The sequence below is a fragment of the Streptosporangium sp. CA-135522 genome (assembly GCF_050949235.1).
Classification (GTDB): Bacteria; Actinomycetota; Actinomycetes; order Streptosporangiales; family Streptosporangiaceae; genus Streptosporangium.
This window is the reverse complement of record NZ_CP192026.1, coordinates 9,106,755-9,124,897: the sequence shown is the minus strand read 5'-3', so window position 1 is coordinate 9,124,897 and position 18,143 is coordinate 9,106,755. Positions and strand designations below refer to the sequence as shown.

General features: G+C 70.8%; 13 protein-coding genes. 2 read left to right on the top strand and 11 right to left on the bottom strand.

The genetic code is table 11. The features are described 5' to 3' along the window. The first annotated feature begins 8 nt into the window (after positions 1 to 8). Positions 9 to 980, top strand: a complete 972-nt coding sequence (locus ACQPYK_RS42870; protein WP_433245123.1) for an MBL fold metallo-hydrolase — start codon at positions 9 to 11, stop codon at positions 978 to 980. A gap of 24 nt (positions 981 to 1,004) precedes the next feature. On the opposite strand, the gene ACQPYK_RS42865 is transcribed toward ACQPYK_RS42870, so the two are convergent. Beyond that, positions 1,005 to 3,551, bottom strand: a complete 2,547-nt coding sequence (locus tag ACQPYK_RS42865; protein WP_433259085.1) for a penicillin acylase family protein — start codon at positions 3,549 to 3,551, stop codon at positions 1,005 to 1,007. Positions 3,552 to 3,661: 110 nt separating this feature from the next. Here ACQPYK_RS42865 and rraA point away from each other — a divergent pair, with 110 nt between their 5' ends. Continuing rightward, on the top strand, positions 3,662 to 4,141 hold the full coding sequence (gene rraA, locus ACQPYK_RS42860) for a ribonuclease E activity regulator RraA (protein WP_433245120.1): 480 nt from the start codon (positions 3,662 to 3,664) through the stop codon (positions 4,139 to 4,141). A 62-nt stretch (positions 4,142 to 4,203) separates the two neighbouring features. Here the strand turns inward: rraA and ACQPYK_RS42855 are convergent, their stop codons facing one another. The 10 genes from ACQPYK_RS42855 to ACQPYK_RS42810 all read right to left on the bottom strand — a co-directional run bounded on the left by ACQPYK_RS42855 (position 4,204) and on the right by ACQPYK_RS42810 (position 18,124). Beyond that, entirely contained in the window at positions 4,204 to 4,680 is a 477-nt protein-coding gene (locus ACQPYK_RS42855; protein ID WP_433245117.1) for an N-acetyltransferase family protein, read from the bottom strand. Between the two features lie 186 nt (positions 4,681 to 4,866). Continuing rightward, the gene (locus ACQPYK_RS42850; protein WP_433245114.1) at positions 4,867 to 6,627 is read right to left on the bottom strand and encodes an HEXXH motif domain-containing protein; all 1,761 of its coding nucleotides are present in this window, start codon (positions 6,625 to 6,627) and stop codon (positions 4,867 to 4,869) included. Continuing rightward, positions 6,624 to 7,787 (bottom strand): FxsB family cyclophane-forming radical SAM/SPASM peptide maturase, encoded by a 1,164-nt coding sequence (locus tag ACQPYK_RS42845; protein ID WP_433245111.1) that lies wholly within the window; start codon positions 7,785 to 7,787, stop codon positions 6,624 to 6,626. Before ACQPYK_RS42845 ends, ACQPYK_RS42850 begins: the two co-directional genes overlap by 4 nt. Positions 7,788 to 7,888: 101 nt before the next feature. After that, a complete protein-coding gene (locus ACQPYK_RS42840; protein ID WP_433245108.1) occupies positions 7,889 to 8,137 on the bottom strand; it encodes a hypothetical protein in 249 nt (82 codons plus the stop codon). 296 nt (positions 8,138 to 8,433) lie between these two features. Then, the gene (gene cysS, locus ACQPYK_RS42835) at positions 8,434 to 9,813 is read right to left on the bottom strand and encodes a cysteine--tRNA ligase (protein ID WP_433245105.1); all 1,380 of its coding nucleotides are present in this window, start codon (positions 9,811 to 9,813) and stop codon (positions 8,434 to 8,436) included. Between the two features lie 18 nt (positions 9,814 to 9,831). Then, positions 9,832 to 11,679 carry a sigma factor-like helix-turn-helix DNA-binding protein gene (locus ACQPYK_RS42830; RefSeq protein WP_433245102.1) on the bottom strand — a complete coding sequence of 616 codons (1,848 nt, stop codon included), beginning with the start codon at positions 11,677 to 11,679 and terminating at the stop codon, positions 9,832 to 9,834. A 49-nt stretch (positions 11,680 to 11,728) separates the two neighbouring features. Then, on the bottom strand, positions 11,729 to 13,786 hold the full coding sequence (locus tag ACQPYK_RS42825) for a UvrD-helicase domain-containing protein (protein ID WP_433245099.1): 2,058 nt from the start codon (positions 13,784 to 13,786) through the stop codon (positions 11,729 to 11,731). A 3-nt stretch (positions 13,787 to 13,789) separates the two neighbouring features. Further along, complete coding sequence (locus tag ACQPYK_RS42820; RefSeq protein WP_433245096.1) at positions 13,790 to 16,060, bottom strand: hypothetical protein; 2,271 nt, start codon at positions 16,058 to 16,060, stop codon at positions 13,790 to 13,792. Between the two features lie 111 nt (positions 16,061 to 16,171). Then, positions 16,172 to 16,948: a class I SAM-dependent methyltransferase gene (locus ACQPYK_RS42815; protein WP_433245094.1), complete on the bottom strand. Its 777-nt coding sequence runs from the start codon at positions 16,946 to 16,948 to the stop codon at positions 16,172 to 16,174. Positions 16,949 to 17,053: 105 nt separating this feature from the next. Then, the gene (locus ACQPYK_RS42810; protein WP_433245091.1) at positions 17,054 to 18,124 is read right to left on the bottom strand and encodes an ABC transporter substrate-binding protein; all 1,071 of its coding nucleotides are present in this window, start codon (positions 18,122 to 18,124) and stop codon (positions 17,054 to 17,056) included. Positions 18,125 to 18,143 lie beyond the last annotated feature (19 nt).

The following is an 18,143-nucleotide window of genomic DNA, read 5'->3' as shown; positions in this document are numbered from 1 at the left end:
GGGCGTTCATGTCGCAGACGATCCGGCCGGAGACATCGCCACGCTCGCCCGATCGGTCGTGGCCACGCAATTTCAGGGATCGGCTCACCGCCCCGCTCCCGGCGTTCCGGGAGCTGACGACGGCGGCCTGGCACGGCGGTTTCCGGCCCGACGTCGGGGACGCCGACCTGATCCCGGTCCACCGGGACGGGCTGCCGCGGGCGATCGGGACCGGGACGGTCGTCACCTGGGTGGGCCACGCCACCTACGTCCTGCAGATCGGCGGGCTGACGATCCTCACCGACCCGGTCTGGTCGAGAAAGATCCCGGGGGTCCGGCAGCGGCTCACCCCGCCCGGCGTCGCCTGGACGGACCTGCCCCGGGTGGACGCCGTGGTGATCAGCCACAACCACTACGACCACCTGGACGCGCCGACCGTGAGGCGACTGCCCAGGACGACCCCGATCTTCGTCCCGGCCGGATTGAAGTCCTGGTTCACCCGGCGGCGCTTTCGTGACGTCACCGAGCTCGACTGGTGGGAGAGCGCCGGGATCGGCGAGGTCGGCTTCGACTTCGTGCCCGCTCACCACTGGAGCCGCCGATCGGTCTGGGACACCTGCAAGACCCTGTGGGGCGGCTGGGTGATCAGATGCGCCGAGCAGGTGATCTACTTCGCCGGGGACACCGCCTACGGCGAGCGCTTCGGCCAGATCGGGGCGCGTTACCCGGGCGGCGTCGACCTGGCCCTGATGCCGGTGGGGGCGTTCGAGCCCCGCTGGTTCATGAAGACCTCGCACGTCGATCCGGTGGAGGCGGTGCGGGCGTGCGACGAGGTCGGGGCGCGGCGGATGGCGACCATGCACTGGGGCACGTTCGTGCTGTCGGGCGAGCCTCTGCTCGCGCCGCTGGAAGGGGCCCGCGCGGCCTGGGCCGGGACCGGCCGGGACCGCGCGGACCTGTGGGACCTCGCCGTCGGCGAGTCCCGCGTCCTCACGGCCTGACGCTCCCCGGCCGGCCCGGAAGTCTCAGGGTCCGAGGATCAGGGTGTGCGTGGCCGCCTTCTTGATCGACTCTTCCCTGGCGAGCATGGGGACGGTCCTCCCGTTGGCCCACAGCGGAGCCTGGTCCCAGTAGTTGTCGTGGAAGGCGTGGCCCGACGCGCCGGTCAGGTTGATCCACTGGGAGCCGTCCAGGTTCGACATGTCGACGACCATCCGCATGGAGGGCAGCCAGCTCACCGCGTAGTCCTGTTGGACGTCCCAGCCGGCGGCGTTGACCGCGTCGTCGCTGCCGCCCACCGGCAACGGGCCCCGGTTGAACAGCCACTCGATCGGGGCGATCCCGGAGGTGCCGAAGGTCTGGTTGGTGAGCGTCAGCGCGTGCAGGTCGCCCCAGTGCCAGGACCGGGGGTCCGGGCCGAGACGGGCGCTCAGCTCGTCGTAGGCCCCGGCCATGGCCCGCCTCAGCATGTCGTCGCGGGTCTCCTTCGCCGGGGTCCGGATGTCGTCCCAGAACGGGTCGTCGGGGTTGTCGAGCAGGACGCGGACCACCTCGAACCAGCGGTCACCGCCGGTCGGCCAGGCGTCCTGCGGCAGGTCGTCGTTGAAGGTCTCGATGAGCAGGTGCCGCCAGACGGCGTTGAAGTACATCGCCGGGCTCGACCCCGCGCCCTGGGAGTAGTCCCAGTCGTCCAGCAGCTCACGGGCGTCTCCCGAGGCTCCGGCCACCTTCAACGTCATCAGCTTGGGCACCAGGAACTGGGCGAAGCCGTTGTGGGTGTCCTCCTGGATCTTGCTCATCGTCGCCGCGTCCACCTTGCCGTCCTTCAACTCGCCACGGAGGCGGTCCAGGATGCGCTGGGAGCGGTAGCCGTACGCCCAGTCCTTGGTGAGCACGGACGGGTAGCGCTCGGGGTCGATGACCGCGTTGTTGGCGGTCACGATGTAGCCCTCGGGCGGGTTGTAGACGCTGGGCAGATCGTCGAAGGGGATGACGGACTGCCAGGAGTACTCGCCGGTCCAGCCCGGCACCGGCCACGTGCCGTCCCCCCGGGTCCGCACCGGGATCCGGCCCGGGGCCTGGTAGCCGATGTTGCCCCGGGTGTCGGCGTAGATCAGGTTCTGCGCGGGCACCTCGAACCTGCTCGCCGCCGCCCGGAACTGCTGCCAGTCCTGTGCGACGTCGAGCGCGAAGATCGCGTCGGCGCTCCTGCCGGGCTCCAGCGCCGTCCACTTCAGCGCGACCGCGTCGGCCCGCTCCTGGAAGGCCGTGGCCGCCCCGGGCAGCGTGTCCTTCACGTTCTCCATGACGTCGGACAGGATCGGGCCGTGCATCGTCTCCCGGACCTTGAGCCGGACCGGGTCGCCACCGGCCACCTTGATCGTCTCGATCCTGGTGGTGAGCGGCTTCCAGGCACCCATGAACAGGTAGGAGTCGTCCTTCACCCGTTCCAGGTACAGGTCGGCGACGTCGGGGCCGAGGTTGGTGAAGCCCCAGGCGATCGCGTTGTTGTGCCCGATGATCACACCGGGCACGCCGGAGAAGGTGAACCCGGTGACGTCGAACGGGCACTGGGCACTCCTGGTACGGCAGTGCAGCCCGGCCTGGTACCAGACCGAGGGCATGCCGGCCGACAGGTGCGGGTCGTTGGACAGCAGCGGCTTGCCCGAGATGGTGTGCCTGCCGCCGACCACCCAGGAGTTCGAGCCGATGCCGTTGCCGCCCTTGGGATCGCCCATCAGGCTCGGCACCGCGCGCATGGTCTCGGCGGCCCTGGTCAGGGCGCCCGTGTCCACTCGGGTGGCGGTCTTGTCCGGTTTGCGGGGGGTGCCGTCGTCCGGCTCCGCCGTCTGGTCGAATCCGTGCGAGGTGAACATGCCCTGGGTGACGATCGGCTGGTGGGTGTCGAAGGGGTAGCCGGGCCAGAGCTGCTCGACGCGCTCACGGGGCAACCGGCTCGCCGCGAGCGCCCGGCCGATCTCGTCCGACATGTTGGAGCGCAGGTCCCAGGCCATGGCCTTGAGCCAGGCGAGAGAGTCCACCGGTGTCCATGGCTCGGGCTCGTAGCCGAAGTTGGTGAGTTTGAGGACCGCGTACTCCAGGCTCCTGCCGGCGAAGCCCGGATGCTGATCCAGCCATGAGTTCACCCCCTTGGCGTAGGCGTCCAGATAGCGCCGGGTCTGCTCGCCGAGCGTCGGCAGCTCCGCTTCGGCCACCTTGCGCCAGCCCATGGTCCGGATGGCCTTGTCCTCGGACAGCGTCGCCGAGCCGAACATCTCCGACAGCCGCCCGGCTGTCACGTGCCGGCGGAAGTCCATCTCGAAGAACCGGTCCTGCGCGTGGACATAGCCCTGGGCGAGGAACAGGTCATCGGGAGAATCTGCATAAATATGAGGAATACCTGTTTTGTCGCGATATACGGTTACTTTCCCGGTTAGGCCATCCACTTTGAGCTCGCCCGCGAGCTGGGGAAATGAGGCGCGCACGGTCCATACGCCCACCCCGGCGAGGACCAGCCCGAGCACCACGAGGACGGTGAACGCCCGTGCGAGCCACTTGAGCGGCCGGGGCATCCAGGCATACGGCCGGAACCTCACAAAGACCTCCTATGCGACGTGCTCGAATAAGTTTGGCAGCCTCCCGGAGGGGAAGAGCCGCTTCGCCATTCGTCAGAATGCGACGCATGGAGTTCACCACCGCTGACCTCGTCGACGCCCACGGCGACGTCCTCGACAGCTGCCTGACACAGTTCCGCTCGTACGGCCTGCGTCCCCGCTTCGCCGGGCCGATCGCGACCATCCGCTGCCTGGAGGACAACGCGCTGGTCAAGCGGGTCCTGGCCACGCCGGGCGAGGGCCGGGTGCTGGTCGTGGACGGCGCGGGGTCCCTGCGCACCGCGCTGATGGGCGACCTGATCGCCGCCTCCGCCGTCACGTCCGGCTGGTCCGGCGTCGTGATCAACGGAGCCGTCCGGGACACCGTCGCCCTCGGCGGACTGGACCTGGGCGTCAAGGCCCTCGGGTCCAACCCGCGCAAGAGCGCCAAGGAGGGCGCCGGCGACCTCGACGTCCCCGTCACCTTCGGCGAGGTCACCTTCGTCCCGGGCGCGTGGCTCTACGGCGACGAGGACGGCCTCGTCGTCAGCCCGCACGCCCTCCTCTGAGGGCGCGGGCTCCGAGGGGGTGGAGGAGTCCGAGGGCGCGGACTTCGAGGGCGCGGACGCGACTACAGCGCGCTCTCCAGCACCACCGACCGCATGGCGAAGCCGTTGCGCTCGTAGAAGCGGACGGCCGCCTCGTTGCTCGCGTACGCCGTCACCCCCGCGTACAGCGCCCCGTGAAGGCGGGCCCAGGCCCTGAACTCCGCCACCAGACCGGCTCCGACCTTCTGGCCACGGTGGGCGGGCCGCACGTAGATGCTGCCCAGCGTCGCCACCGTGATCGGACGCATCGGGGTGGGCCCGGACAGCGAGCCGGTCAGGTGGCCGACGATCCGGCCGCCGTCCTCGGCGACTAGCACCAGACGGTCCGGGGCCTCCAACGCGGCGGCGAACTGAACCGGGCCGTGCTCGGCCGGCCAGTTCAGGTTCAGGGTGAGGTCGCGGGCTCCGGCGTCCTCTGCGAACAGTGCGGAACTGCAGGCCACGACTCCCTCCAGGTCGGCAACCGTGGCAGGCCGTACGACAACGCCAGTCTCACTCATGATCGGGACGCTATCGGCCGCCACCGACATTAGGCGTGATCTGCTACCACGGCCTGCGGAAACATGACCATTCCCAGCTCGGTCGACGAGGTTGCCGCCCGGCCGTGCGCGGAATCCGCGCCCGGCCGGGCGGTCCTTTCCGGCCGTGCGGTCAGGCCAGCCGCACGGCCGTTCCCAGCCGTGTGGTCAGGCCAGCCACACGGCCAGGGACTCGGGGTCGGGCGCGGTGCCCGTCACCTCCAGGATGTGGAGGTGAAGCCGGTAGACGAGCTCCGGCCGGTCATGGAGGACGCGGTTGACGTCGTCGTCGGTGAGGGAGCGGCGGGCCAGGGTCCATCCGGCCCACTGCTCGATGTCCCGAGGGGAGCCGGCGATCCCGGCGAGGTAGCCGGCGAGGGCGCGGGAGTGCTCGCCGGAGACGAGGGCGAGGTCGGCCTCACCCACATGGCCGCCGACCAGGAGCGCCTGCGTGTCCGCCAGGAGGAGGTCCGGCTCGTCGAACCGCTCCGGCCGGTGCAGCAGCGCCGCCAGCAGCAGCATGCGGCCCCGGCCCGCCAGCGCGCTGGGTTCGGCGGCCGTGAAGAGGGCCTGCGGCTGCGGACCGGCGGGGCGGGGGTGTCCCGCCGTCCAGGCCGAGGCGAGAGCGCCGACCTCCTCGAACGAGAGGTTGCGCATCCTCCAGCAGAGCCAGTGGTCGGTGGTGGTCAGCTCCGCCCAGGCGGCCACGTCGTCGGGCACCGGCGCGTCCCGCCACTGGTCGAGCTGCAGGTCCATGCTCTTCGTGAACGCCTCGCCGTACGGCGTCAGCCGGCCGGATGCGAGGAGGATGCCGGCGGCGTAGCCGGTCTGCCGGAGGTGACGGGCGAACTGGAAGTGCGCGAACCTCGCCTCGCCCTGGTCGACCAGCGTCCGGTGCCAGTTCCAGAAACCGGTCACGCCGACGAAGGAGTAGGCGCCGTGCAGCAGGCCGGTCAGCGGACGCGGGTCGTCCCGCCAGGGCGAATAATGCAGTCCTGCTCCGTCGTCCTCCAGCAGCTGGAACAGGTCCATCAGCGCGAAGAGCTTGCTGTGCTGGGTCTCGTGGATCACGGTCTCCGCCAGGGCTGCCGCGTCCGCCGGAGGGCTGCTCGCCACGGCGCCGTAGGCGTCCTGGAGCGTGTTGCTGACGCCGGCGCCGTTCGCGCCCGCGGGCACGGGGACCAGCTGGACCAGATATCCGGGAAGGGCGGCGGCCCGCTCGGGGTCGTGGCGGGAGAGCAGTTCCACGCTCTCGCCGAGGAGGCGGTGCCAGCGCGCCGCCTCCGCCTCGCTCAGCCGCGGTCCGACGCCGAGCCCGTAGCGGTCGCGATACGGATCGACGTCGTCGAGGTCCACCTCGGCCTCGCCGTCCGGCGTCGGCACGCGCAGGCGGCGCAGGCCGTACCAGCCGGGGGCGTCCTGGCCGGGGTCGGCAGGGACGGTGACGACGGTGCCCCCGTGCTCGATCGTGGTGACGTCCTCATGTCTGACAAGCGCGATCCCGTCGTCGGTCGTGGCGCCGAAGTCGGCCAGGCCGAGGGTCGGGAGCATCACCTTTCCCGCCGTCACGGTGAGCTTGGCCTCGAAGCGGTGGCCGGCGCGGATCGCCACGGCCACCGCGATCTCGGTCAGCGGGGCGGAGAGCACGTCCACGCCGTGCTTCAGGTCCTCGATGAGCGCGCCCAGCCGGACGCCGGTCTGCGGATGCCCGAGCACGCGGGACGCCGCCTCCGGATCGGCCGTCTGCGCCGCGGCGAGCAGGTCGTACGCCTCCTTGCAGGCGCTCGCGGCGTTTTCGGTGACGGTCAGGATCAGCATGATGTTGCGGCTCAGCTGCCCGCGGCGCAGTGCGGCGACGCCCTCCGGGGAGCCGCCCCCCGCGGCCAGGTGGGCGATCTCCTGCAGGGGGAGGGTGTGGTGGTTGATCATGCGCTGAGGCTCCGAACGTCGTGCAGGAGGCGTTCCCGGATGTGCGTGATGAGTTTGAACAGGTCCGCGCAGAAGACCGAGGGATTACGGAAGCCCGTCCCCGCCCGGTAGCGGTGCGGGTAGTAGCCGCCTCCGCAGACGTCGCGCACCGGGCAGGCCATACAGGTCTCGGAGAGCGCGCCCAGGCCGACCTGCCGGGCGAGGAGCGAGTGGTGTCCGAGCGCGGTGTCGAAGTCACCGCCGAGCACGTCGAGCCCGGTCTCGGCCGCCCCGTCGAAGGCCGACTTGAGCGTGTCCACCTGCTCGATCGTGCCGTCGGTGTCGATGACGAGGAGGGTGATCGGGCTCAGCCCGATGGACTCGCTCCGGCTCTGCCCTCCGAAGAGCAGGTTCATGATCTCCTGGAAGAGCCGGACGTTCGTCTCCATCTCCGGCGCGCCGTACCACCGGTCGAAAATCGCGATGAGCCAGTCGGCGTAGGGCGTGGCCGTCGAACCGGGAGAAAGGCCCGGGGGCGGCTCGGTCCAGTTGCCGTGCGGCAGGAGGAAGTCGATGCCGGGCGGCTGGAACTCCAGGAGGGACTCGTACACGTCGACCGGGTCGTTGGCGACATCGATCGTACAGAGAATGCCGCCGAAGAGCGGGCGGTAGGGCTCGTCGAGCAGTTTGCGAAGCCTCGCTGCGACGCGGGAGTAGCTGCCGCGCCCGCTGGCGTAGACGCGGTGTCGGTCCTGTGCCTCCCGGCCGCCGTCCATGCTCACCCCCACCGATATCTCGTGCTCGGCGAGCACTCGCAGCATCGCGTCGGACAGCAACAGGCCGTTGGTCTGCACGGTCATGCGGACCCGGCAGGGGATGACCCGCCTCAGGGTGGTGGCGGCCCGGTCCAGGTAGGGGGCTCCGGCCAGCAGCGGCTCGCCTCCGTGGAAGACGATCTCCACTTCGTCGAGCCCATGGGCGACGGCGTGCTCGGCGATCCGCCGTGCCGCCTGTTCGAGGATCTCCGGCGACATCACGGTGGGACGGCGCTGCCACGACTGGTCCGCCATCTCGTACACATAGCAGTAGTCACAGGAGAGGTTGCACCTGCTGTGCACCTTCAGGATGAACTGCCTGAAGGGGGGAGGGCTCCAGCCCGACTCCGCGAGCGTCGCGGACATCTCCGATGCCCAGGCCGGGTGGGGCCACTCCGGGGACCCCGGTAAACCGATGTGTATGGCAGTCATGGTCGCGGGACCCCCAGAGGCGGCTCAGCCGGTTGTCAGATACAGCTCTGGAACGCGGCGAGGCCGCCGCTGACGCTGTTCTCCTGGACGGCGCGGGTCAAGGCGTGCTTGAGCACCGAGGGGCATTGGCCGCCCAGCTTGGCGAGGGAGACCTCCGACAGGTCCACCAGGTTGGTCTCGACGGCGCTCGGCGCCGCCTGGGCGTTGGCGGTCTCGGAACCGGTCAGCACCGCGGCGAACATCGCCACGGTGCCCGCGAGGACTTGGGGGGTGCGCTTGACCATGGAGCCTCCTGCAAAAGGGGGGAACTTCCTACATATGTGTAATGCATTCTTGTTAGATACGTCTAGATCACTTGCGACATTGATTTGGATCTTCTTGAATAAGTGAATACTTGCGTCAAAGGACGTCAAAAGGCCAAGCTGTAACGCTTACGTCATGATGAGAACCAGGCGGGATTTCCAACGCCGAAACCGGGGGAAGCGCATAGATCCTTTTGCGGAAGCGGGACTGCCGGGACGGCGGTCTCGCGTGGACCGTCAGAGGCGTCAGAGGGCGGCGCGCCCCGCAGGCGCCGTGACTACGACCAGCTCTGCCCGTCGGGGGTGTCGGAGACCCGCACGCCGAGCACGGCCAGCTCCTCGCGCAGGCGGTCGGAGGCCGCCCAGTCTCCGGCGTCGCGGGCCCGCAGGCGCTGCTCCAGCAACTCGGCGGCGCCCGGCGGCAGGCTCGCGGACCGGCCGATGTCGATCGACAGGTCCAGGCCGAGGATCTGGTCCAGATGCAGGAAGGCCTCGAACCGGGCACCGGGGGCGACCGAGTCGTCGCGCTCCAGCTCGCGCAGCAGGCGCAGGGCCAGCGGGGTGTCGAGGTCGTCGTCGAAGGCGGCCTCGATCCGGGAGACCCGGTCGGCGGGCATCGGCCGGCTCGGCGACTCCGACCACTCGGCGACGCGGGAGCGCCAGCGCCGCAGGGCCCTGTCGGCGGCCCGCAGCGTGTCCCAGGTGAGGTTCATCTGCTGGCGGTAGCGGTGCTCCAGCAGAGCCAGCCGTACGGCCAGCGGATCCAGGCCCGCCTCCGTCACGTCGCCGAGCAGGACCACGTTGCCGGTGGACTTGGCCATCTTGCGCCCGTCGAAGAGCAGGTGCTCGCCGTGGACCCAGTGGCGGACCACCTCGTGCCCGGCGGTCGAGTCGGACTGGGCGCGCTCGTCCTCGTGGTGCGGGAAGCGCAGGTCGATCCCGCCGGTGTGCAGGTCGACGCGCTCGCCGAGGAAGAGCAGCGACATGGCCGAGCACTCGATGTGCCAGCCGGGGAAACCCCGGCCCCAGGGGGTCTGCCAGGTCATCTCGCGCTCGGACGGCTTCCACAGGGCCCAGTCGGCGTGGAAGCGCTTGCGGGGGTCGACGCCCTCCACCCGGTGGCCGGGCTTGAGCCGGTCGAGCCGGTTGCCGGAGATCTCGCCGTAGGCCGGGAAGGAGGCCGCGTCGAAGAAGACCGACCCGTCGGGGGTCGGGTAGGCGTGCCCCTTCTCGATCAGCTTGGCGATCATCTCGATCATCGGATCGATCGTCTCGGTCGCCCGGGGCGAGTGCTCGGGCGGCCGGATGTTCAGCGCGGCCGTGTCGGACAGGAAGGCCGCCTCGTAGAACCGCGCGATCTCCAGCCCGGTCCGTCCCTCGGCCCGCGCCTGGGCCAGGACCTTGTCCTCGCCTCGGGGGTCGATCTCGGCATCGTCCACCAGGTGCCCGACATCGGTGATGTTCCGGCAGGCGATCACTCGGACCCGCTGCCGCTCGCTGACCCGCCTGATCAGGTCCGAAAGCACGTACGACCGGAAATTGCCGACGTGAGCGTATCGGTAGACGGTCGGGCCGCAGGTGTACATCCGCATCGACCGGGCTCCCTCGGGGAGGATCGGTTCGACCTGGCGATCGCGCGTGTCGTACAGCCGTAACATCCTTCGACCCTATTCTCCTCAGCCGGAGCCCTCCAGGAAGGCGAGGATCTCGCGGTCGCCGCGATCGCGCAGGCGGGCGATCACCTCTTCGCGGGTGCAGCCTTCGGCCAGGCCGATCCGGGCGCCGATCAGCCGGATGCCCTCGGCCTCGGAGGCGACCGGGGCGGTGTAACCGATCAGGTAGAGCGCCCGGTTCAGGGCCGGAAGGCTCGTGGACGCGGCGGGCAGGTAGCGGGTCAGGAGCTCGCCGCCGTCGGAGACCGTCAGGAAGACGTGGTCGCCCTCGGAGGCGTTGGCGGCGACCAGGATCGGGCGGATGGAACCCATGGTCGGCTGGTTGTGCCAGCTGATCACCACGTCGCCCGACGGGGTGGACGCGGTCAGCTGACCGCCGGGCGCCATGCCCAGATGCGCGGCGAAGCCGGTGGGCAGCGGGGACCCCGAGCCGCGCAGGTGCTCGGCGTTGACGTCCACCCGATGCCACCAGCGCCCGTCGCGGCTGCGGAAGCAACGGCGGGTCGCCGAGACGTCGCGGCGCGGCTGGTAGTCGGCCTGCTCGGTCCCGGCCACCCTGATCCATCCGCGCTGGGTGCGCTCGAAGCCGGGGCCGCCCGCGTAGGCGCGGACCGAGCTCTCGCTCACGTCGTAGCGTGCGGTCAGGTTCGTGACGATCGTGTTGACCGACGCCTCGCCGTTGGAGCGCTCGATCTCGCGGACGATCATCTCCCTGATGCCCAGATACTGCTCGCCGCCCCAGCGCGACAGCCCGTACTTGTTGCGGTCCAACCGCAGGAACCGGTCGTCGGCGGTGAGCTGGTTACGGATGCCGACGAGGCTGTAGTCCTCGCCGATGCGCTCCTGGATCTCCTCGGGCGTCAGCGCGCCGCCGGCCACCGCGAGCACGGCCTCGGCCTTGTCGTTGACGCTGCGCGGCCACGGCACCACGTGGCCTTCGAGCACCCGCAGCTGGGGCACGGCGATGAGCCATCGTTCGGCCACGTCCTCGCGGATGCCGAGCTGGCTGACCAGCGTGACGGCCTCCTCCAGGGGGCGCGGCCCGTCGGTGAACAGCTGCCGGGTCTTCTCCCGCAGCTCGTCGGAGCCGCCCGCCACCAGCCAGCCGTCCACCTGTTCGTAGCCGCTCAGCAGGGTCCGCACGAACCGCCAGGCCGGGATGCCCAGCGTGGCCATGTCGGTGCGGTGCCACGGCACCGCCGCGGCCAGGTCGTCGGCCGGTACGGCGGAGCCGAGCCGGCCCCGCAGCCAGGACACGTGGGCGACCAGCGGCGCGGCGTCCTCACCGGCCAGCCAGGCCTCGACGTGGTCGCGCAGGTCGCGCTCGATCTGCCGGATGCGCTCCCTGGTCACCGAGAACCGCTGGGCGAGGTCGTCGAGCGTGGCCCGCTGCGAGGCGTAGAGGCGGTCCCTGGCGATGGCGCGCTGCCGCTCGTCCAGGGCCGCGAAGACCTCGTCGATCAGCTCGGGCAGCGGCCGGTCCGGCCGGGAGGGACGGACCTGGGCGACGCTCTCCTCGGTGACGGGTTCGAGCAGCCGTTCCAGCACGCCGGTGAACAGCTTGTGCACCACTTCCCGGCCGAGTCCCTCGGGCGTGCGGACGCTCTCCGCCGGGTCGGTGAACCTGAGCAGCGGCAGCACGTCGCCGAGCATCAGATGTCCCCAGCACGCCAGGGCGAGGTCGGCCAGGCGTCCGGCGACCTCTGAGGTCCCGACGGTGGAGCAGGCCCGGTCCAGCGGGAGCGCCTGCCACCACGCCTCGGGGAGACGGGGGTCGGTTGCGATCGGCGCTACCTGGCCGGGAGAGGTCCAGCGCAGGGGTGGCGCGATGTCGCTCAGGCTGAGGTTCATTGAGGTCCAACCGGCAAAGGGGAATATATCCGCAGTTCAGAGTATGTGATCAGGTGGGAAGGAACGGACTGGCTCGCCCGGAGTAGGAGACGTAGAGCAACTCGCCGGCGCGGGTGCAGGCCACGTAGAGCAGGCCGCGCTCGCGCTGGAGGTCATGTGCCCGAGCCGAGGGATCCTCATCGGCGGGGGTGAGCGAATCGGGGGAGGGCACGATCCCGTCGGCCACACCGATCACGGCGACCCGCCGGAACTCCAGCCCCTTCATGCCGTGCAACGTCGACACTCTCACCCCCATCTCACCCAGGGCGGACCGGGCGTCGCGCACGAGACCGGCGGTCCTGGCGGCCACCCCGATCTCCCGCGGCGGCACGCCGTCCTCCACCCACTGTCCCACTTGTACGGCCAGACCGGTCAGTTCTTCCTCCGGTGAATCGTAGGCTCGCACCATCGGCCGGGGCCCGTGCCGCGTGGCGCGGAAGCCGTACAGCTCCTGGACCCCCTGCACCAGCCCGTCCGCCGGTCCGCCGCCGCGCAGCCGTACTCCCCAGGAGAGAATCTCCTGGGGAAGCCGGTATGACACCTGCAGCCGACGCTGGATCGCGTCGATCCCCACCGAGCTCAACGCCACCCGCGTGTCGAAGATGCGCTGGTGCGGGTCGCCCACGATGAACAGGTCGTCGCGGGCGTGCGGTACGGCCGCGCGCAGCAGCCGCCACTGCGCGGGGTGCAGGTCCTGAGCCTCGTCCACCACGACGTGCCGGTACGGCTCCCGCCTCGGCGCGGTCTCCTCCAGCAGATCCCCGGTCGTCTGGCCCAGGAGCACGGAGGCCTCGGCCGCCAGCTGGAGCAGGGTGCGCTTGCCGCGCTCGCGCAGCTGCCCGGTGACGTGCTCGACGGCCCGCCAGACGGCGGTCCGCTCCGGCTCGGTGAGCTCGACGCTGCGGCCCGGACGTGGAGCGCTCAGATACTCCTCCAGGGTCCGCAGGTTCTGTGCCAGCACCACCTGCTCCCACTCGCGCAGCAGGAACGCCGGGCTGTGGCCGCTGTCCGTCTCCTGCCAGAGCGTGGTCAACTCGGTGGCGCCGACCAGCGCGGGCGAGCGGCCCTCGACCTCGGAGACGATGCGGTGGGCCAGCCGGTCCACGTTGCCGACGTCGACCCGTTCACGCGCGGCCTCGTCCTCGATCAACAGGTCGAGCCGGGCGGCGAGATCGGCGCTCAGTCCCTGGGAGAAGGTGACGAGCAGGACCTGACCGGCGGCGCGCCGGGCGAGGAAGGCCGCCCGGTGAAGGGCGACCAGGGTCTTGCCGGTGCCCGCGCCGCCGGTGACCAGCACCGGCTGCTCGCAGGACTCCTCGTGGGCCAGGCGGTACTGCGGCGGATGCAGGAACACGCACCAGTCGGGCGCGTCCAGGACGTGGTTCAGCTCGCGCGGGCTGCCCACGAAGACGGCGCGGTCCGGACTGCGCACGAGCGCGGCGGCGAAGTCCTCGGGGTCCACCGGGTCGCCGGTGGCGGCGACCGCACGGCAGGCCTCCAGCTCCCGCCAGGCCCCGGTCATCGACTCGCCCCTGGCCAGCGCGGCCAGCGGCGCGTACTGCGTCGGGGGCAGCAGCGGCTCCAGCGCCTCCAGGGTCAGCTCGTCGGTGATGTGCCGGACGAGGGGCAGGAACCGCCGGTCGATGCCCAACTCGGCCAGGTCGGTGTCGCAGAAGTCGGCGAACAGCCGCGTGGGAGAGGACTCGGCGGCCCTGCGGACCGCGGGTTCCACCCGATCGAGCGCCACGGCGTCCCACATCTCGAGCACGCCCAGCGCGCTGTTGACGCCGAAGCGGTAACGCTGCGCGTAGGCCCAGGCCTCGGCGTCCGGCAGGACGGTCAGCAGCCAGTAGACGTCCCGTTGCTTGACCACGACGCCGCGATGCCCGTCGGCCAGTCGCAGGGTGGCGATCCGGGGATCCCTGGCTCCCCGGACTCGCTCCGGATGCGGCGCGCCCGCCACGTTCTGCATGAACCGGCGCACCGCGACGACGACGTCCCGGCGCACCGGCTGGGCCAGGGCGCCGAGTTCCGCGGGGAACTCCGGGGAGATCGCGAGTCGGGGCATCGGCTAGGCCAGCAGGGACAGCAGGTCGCGGTCCCCGCGTTCCCGCAGCCGGACGAGAAGGTCGGGCAGGCTCACCGGGCCGGTCATGCCGACCCGGGTGGCGATGACCCGGCCGGCCTGCTCGGGAGTGCCGCCCGGCGCGGTGTAGCCGACCAGCCGCAGCGCCTGCGCGGTCGGATCGGCCCCCTTGCCCGCGGCCGGCAGGTGCCGGGCGCGCAGGACGCCCTCCTCCGACAGCGTCAGGAACAGGTGACTTCCCTGCTTGGCGCCCACGTCGGTGAGGAGGGTCCTGAGCGATTCCACGACGGGCCGCTCGCGCCAGCTCAGGGTGAGCTCGCCCACCGCGCTGTTGACCGTACGGCCGTCGCCGGGCGACATGCCGAGGTAGGCGGCGAACCCGCTGGGCAGCGGGCACTCGGCTCCCTCGATGTGCTCGGCGGTGACGTCGATCCTCAGCCACCACCGGCCGTCCGGCTGGCGAAAGCAGCGCCGGGTCAGCGAGACGTCCTTGAGAGGCCGGAACGGCGCCTTGCCCGCCTCCCCGCCCGGGGGGCCGACCGAGGGTTTGTCGGCCCTGTCCGCGGTCCTGGGCCCGGCCTTGGCGCCGGTCTTGACCGCCGAACCGTTCGCCTGCTGGGGCGCCCGCTGGCTCGCGCCCAGGATGCGGAGCTGGGGGACGTTCTCCAGCCACTCCTTGGAGACCTCGGGATGGATGCCCAGGGAGGTGACCAGGGCGAGGGCCTTGGTCATGGTCAACGGCGGCTTGGCGCCGCTGATCACGTCACGGGTGTGGTGACGCAACTCGACGATGTCGCCTTCCACCAGCCACTCGTCGACCAGGTGGTATTCGGGCAGGCTGGCCAGCACGAACTGCCAGGCGGGCACGTCGAGGGAGTGGAGTTCGCGGACGTGCCAGTCGGCCGCCGTGATCAGACGCGACTTGGGCGCCGCCTTGCCGAGGACCCGTCTGACCTCGGCCAGATGCTCCCGGTACGGCGCCGCCTCCTCCGAGCCGAGCCACGCCTCGAACCGCAGGCGCAGATCGGACTCCAGCTCGCGCATCACCTCGGGGGACACCGCGAAGAGCTTGGCCAGCGCCTCCACGGTCGCCGGCTCGTCACTGAACAACCTGTTCTGCGCGATGGCCCAGCTCTTGTCCTCCAGGTTGGCGAAGGCGCCGTCCACCAGCGCGTGAAGGCTCTCTGCGGGTCGCCGTGCCTCCTCGCCGTCGGCGCCGGTCCCCGCCACGGCCGCTTTCGCCTCCGCGACCGGCTCTTCGGCCGGCTCCGCGACCGGTTCTTCGGCCGCCTCCGCGGCGGATTCCACCTCGGCGGTCCGCTCCACGGCGGGCTTCTCGACGGGTTCCGCTTCCTCGGCCGGCTCTGCGGCCGGGTCCGCTTCCGCGGCCGGCCCCGTCTCCGTGGCCGGGTCCGTCTCCGTGGCCGGGTCCGCTTCCGCGGCCGGGTCTGCGGCGGGTTCCGCCTCCGTGGTCGGCTCCGTCTCCGCGACCGGCTCTGCTTCCGCGACCGGCTCTGCTTCCGCGACCGGTTCCGACTGCGCGACCGGTTCCGCCGGGACCGCCTTCTCGGCCGCCCCGGCGGCGGACATCGCCCGGGCGCCGCCTTCGACCTCCGGTCCGGAAGCGGGAACGGGCTCGGCGACGGGCTCCGCGGTGGGGGCCGCCTGCTCGGCGTGGTCCTGCGCGACGAGCGCCACGTCGGTCCCGGCGAAGCCGCTCGGCCTCGCCCCGGCGGCGACCCGGTGATGCTCGACGCCGTGGTGCCCGGCGCCGTTCACCGGAGCCGAAGGCCAGGCTCCGGAAGCCGGGACCGGGACTGCGGCCGGGGTCATCGCCGGGAATCCGGGGGCGGGGTGGGCCATGCGGTGGAAGACCGCGGAGAACAGGACGGTCAGCACCGGAAACGGCTGGATGAAGGGTTGGTCGCGCAGCTCGTGGCCGGTCAGGGAGAGAAGGCCGGACCACGAGCCGGTGCGGTCGAGGGCGATGGCCGTGCAGGGCTCGTCGGCTTCGTCGGGGTCCAGGACGTACAGGGCGGGGAGCACGTCACCCACGGCCGCGGCCGGCCAGTGCTCCAGGGCGATCCGCGCGAGGATCTCGGCCAGTTCCTCCGGGCCCAGCACGGCGAGCACCCGGGCCATGGGCAGGCTGCGCCACCAGGCATCCGGGAGATCGGGCCGGTCGCGTAGAAGTGGGATCGTGGCCGCGTCGCTCCAGCGCAGCGGCGGCACGAGGTCACTTAGACAGAAGTTCATCCGTTCCCTTCACCAGCCCCTCAAGCCGCCCGAGTCACTCCACGTCGCCGGGGAACGAGACTCATGGAACAGACCATAGTCTGGCAAATCACCCCGGCGCATCGGGTCCGTTCAGCGGCGTACGGCCGCGAACCGGAGCCGCACGTAGTCGGCCATCCATCCGGTTTCGCGGCGCAGTGCGGGCGCGGCCAGCTCGTTCACCCGGCGAAGCAGGGATTCGACCAGTTCCGCGGGCACTGCCTGGAGCAACGATCCAGCGAACATCCGCACCCAGTCCGCGGCCCCGTTGGGGCATTCGTCGAGCGGAGTCGGCCGGTCGAAGTATTCCAGCAGTCGCACGATGAAGCCGCCCTTTTCCAGGCGCGCGGCATACTCGGCCGGAGTCGGGAAGTACCACGGCAGGTCGGGCTCGCGCAGCCCGTGCTCCCGCCACGCGGTGGAAAGCGCCGCCGTCAGCGCGGCGCAATTGCCCGCGCCGCCCATCTCGGCCACGAACCGCCCGCCCGGGGCCAGCGCCTCACGCACGCTGGAGATCACCGCGTCCGGCTCGCGGCCCATCCAGTGCAGGGCGGCGTTGGAGACGACCGCGTCGTAAGGTTGCGCGACCGTGAAGTCACGGCCGTCGCCGACGATGAAGTCCAGCCCCGGATACTGGGCCAGGGCCTTCTCGATCATCGCTGGGGACCCGTCGATCCCCAGGACGCGGGCCCCCCGGGAGGTGATCTCGGCGGTCAGCACACCGGTGCCGCAGCCGAGATCCACGATGCGCTCGCCCGGCTGGGGATCGAGCAGATCGACCAGAGGGGCGCCGTGCGCCGAGACATATCCGAAGCCGCTGTCATGGGAGCGAGCGTTCCACCTCGTCAGGCCCGGGGCGTCGTATCGCAAGACGATCAGCTCACATTCTGAGACGCCACGGCCTCTTATCGGTGCTCTCCAGACACTTTAGAGCCTCCGAGATGTCGCGACATATCAGTCTCAGCAGCCTCAGGGTTATCCGGCCTTCCTGTTCCACTCGCGCTGAAGGTAGGTCTTGGCGGCATCGGTCTCCGGAATGGTGAGCATCACCGGTTTCGCGCTCGTGGCGGGGAGCTTCGCGGCGAGCTCCTTGTCCAGGGTGCCGCGCATCTGGAGGGCCTCCAGCCGGGCGGGATGGGCATAGCCCTTGAGGAAGAGGTTCTGGCCCCTGTCGGAGAACAGGAACTCCTGCCACAGCCGGGCGGCGGCCGGGTGCGGGGCGTTCTTGCTGATGGCCTGGACGTAGTACGAGCTGAGCACGCTCTGCCCGGGGATCGCGACCTTCCAGCCCGCCCTGGCGGCGTTGTGGTAGTCCCAGTCGAGGACCACCGAGGCCGCCCGCTCCGAGGCCGCGAGGTTGCCCGCCTTCCTCAGACGGTCGAAGAACTCCACGCCCCGCCTGGCCTCGGCCTTGCCGTCACCGAGGGAGCCGGTCTTGCCGTCGCCGAGAGAGGCCGCCATCACCCCGCTGAAGGCCGAGGCGGTCTGCCGGGGGTCGCCGGACAGCGAGACGCTGTAGCCGGGCTTGAGCAGGTCGCCGTAGGAGGCCGGGGGCGCGACCCGGTGCGGGTCGTAGCCGATGGACATGTAGCCGCCGTAACCGGCGTACCAGTGCCCGGCGTGATCTTTGATCTCGTCGGGGATGTCCTGCCAGCTCTGCACCCGGTACGGGGCGAAGGCGGCGGCGTTGGCCACCGCGACCTCCAGGCTCAGGTCGAACACGTCGGGCTTGAGACGGGCGGCGAGCTCGATCTCCTGCTTGCTGCTCGCGTCCGGTTCGAGTTGGTCGACCTTGATCCCGTATTCCTCGGAGAAGGTGTCGATGATCTCGCCGTAGTTCACCCAGCCGCGCGGCAGCCCGACCACGGTGAGCGACCCCTCCCTGCGGGCCGCCTCGACGAGGTTCTCCATCGTGGAGAAACCCTCCTGCAGGGAGGCGGCCTGGGGCTTGACCGGCGGAAGTTGCTTGTTCTCGGTAGCCGGGGCGCCACATCCGGCGATCGTGGCGGTCAGGATCACCGCGGCGGTACTGATGCGTACGGTCACATGTCTAATACTCACCGTG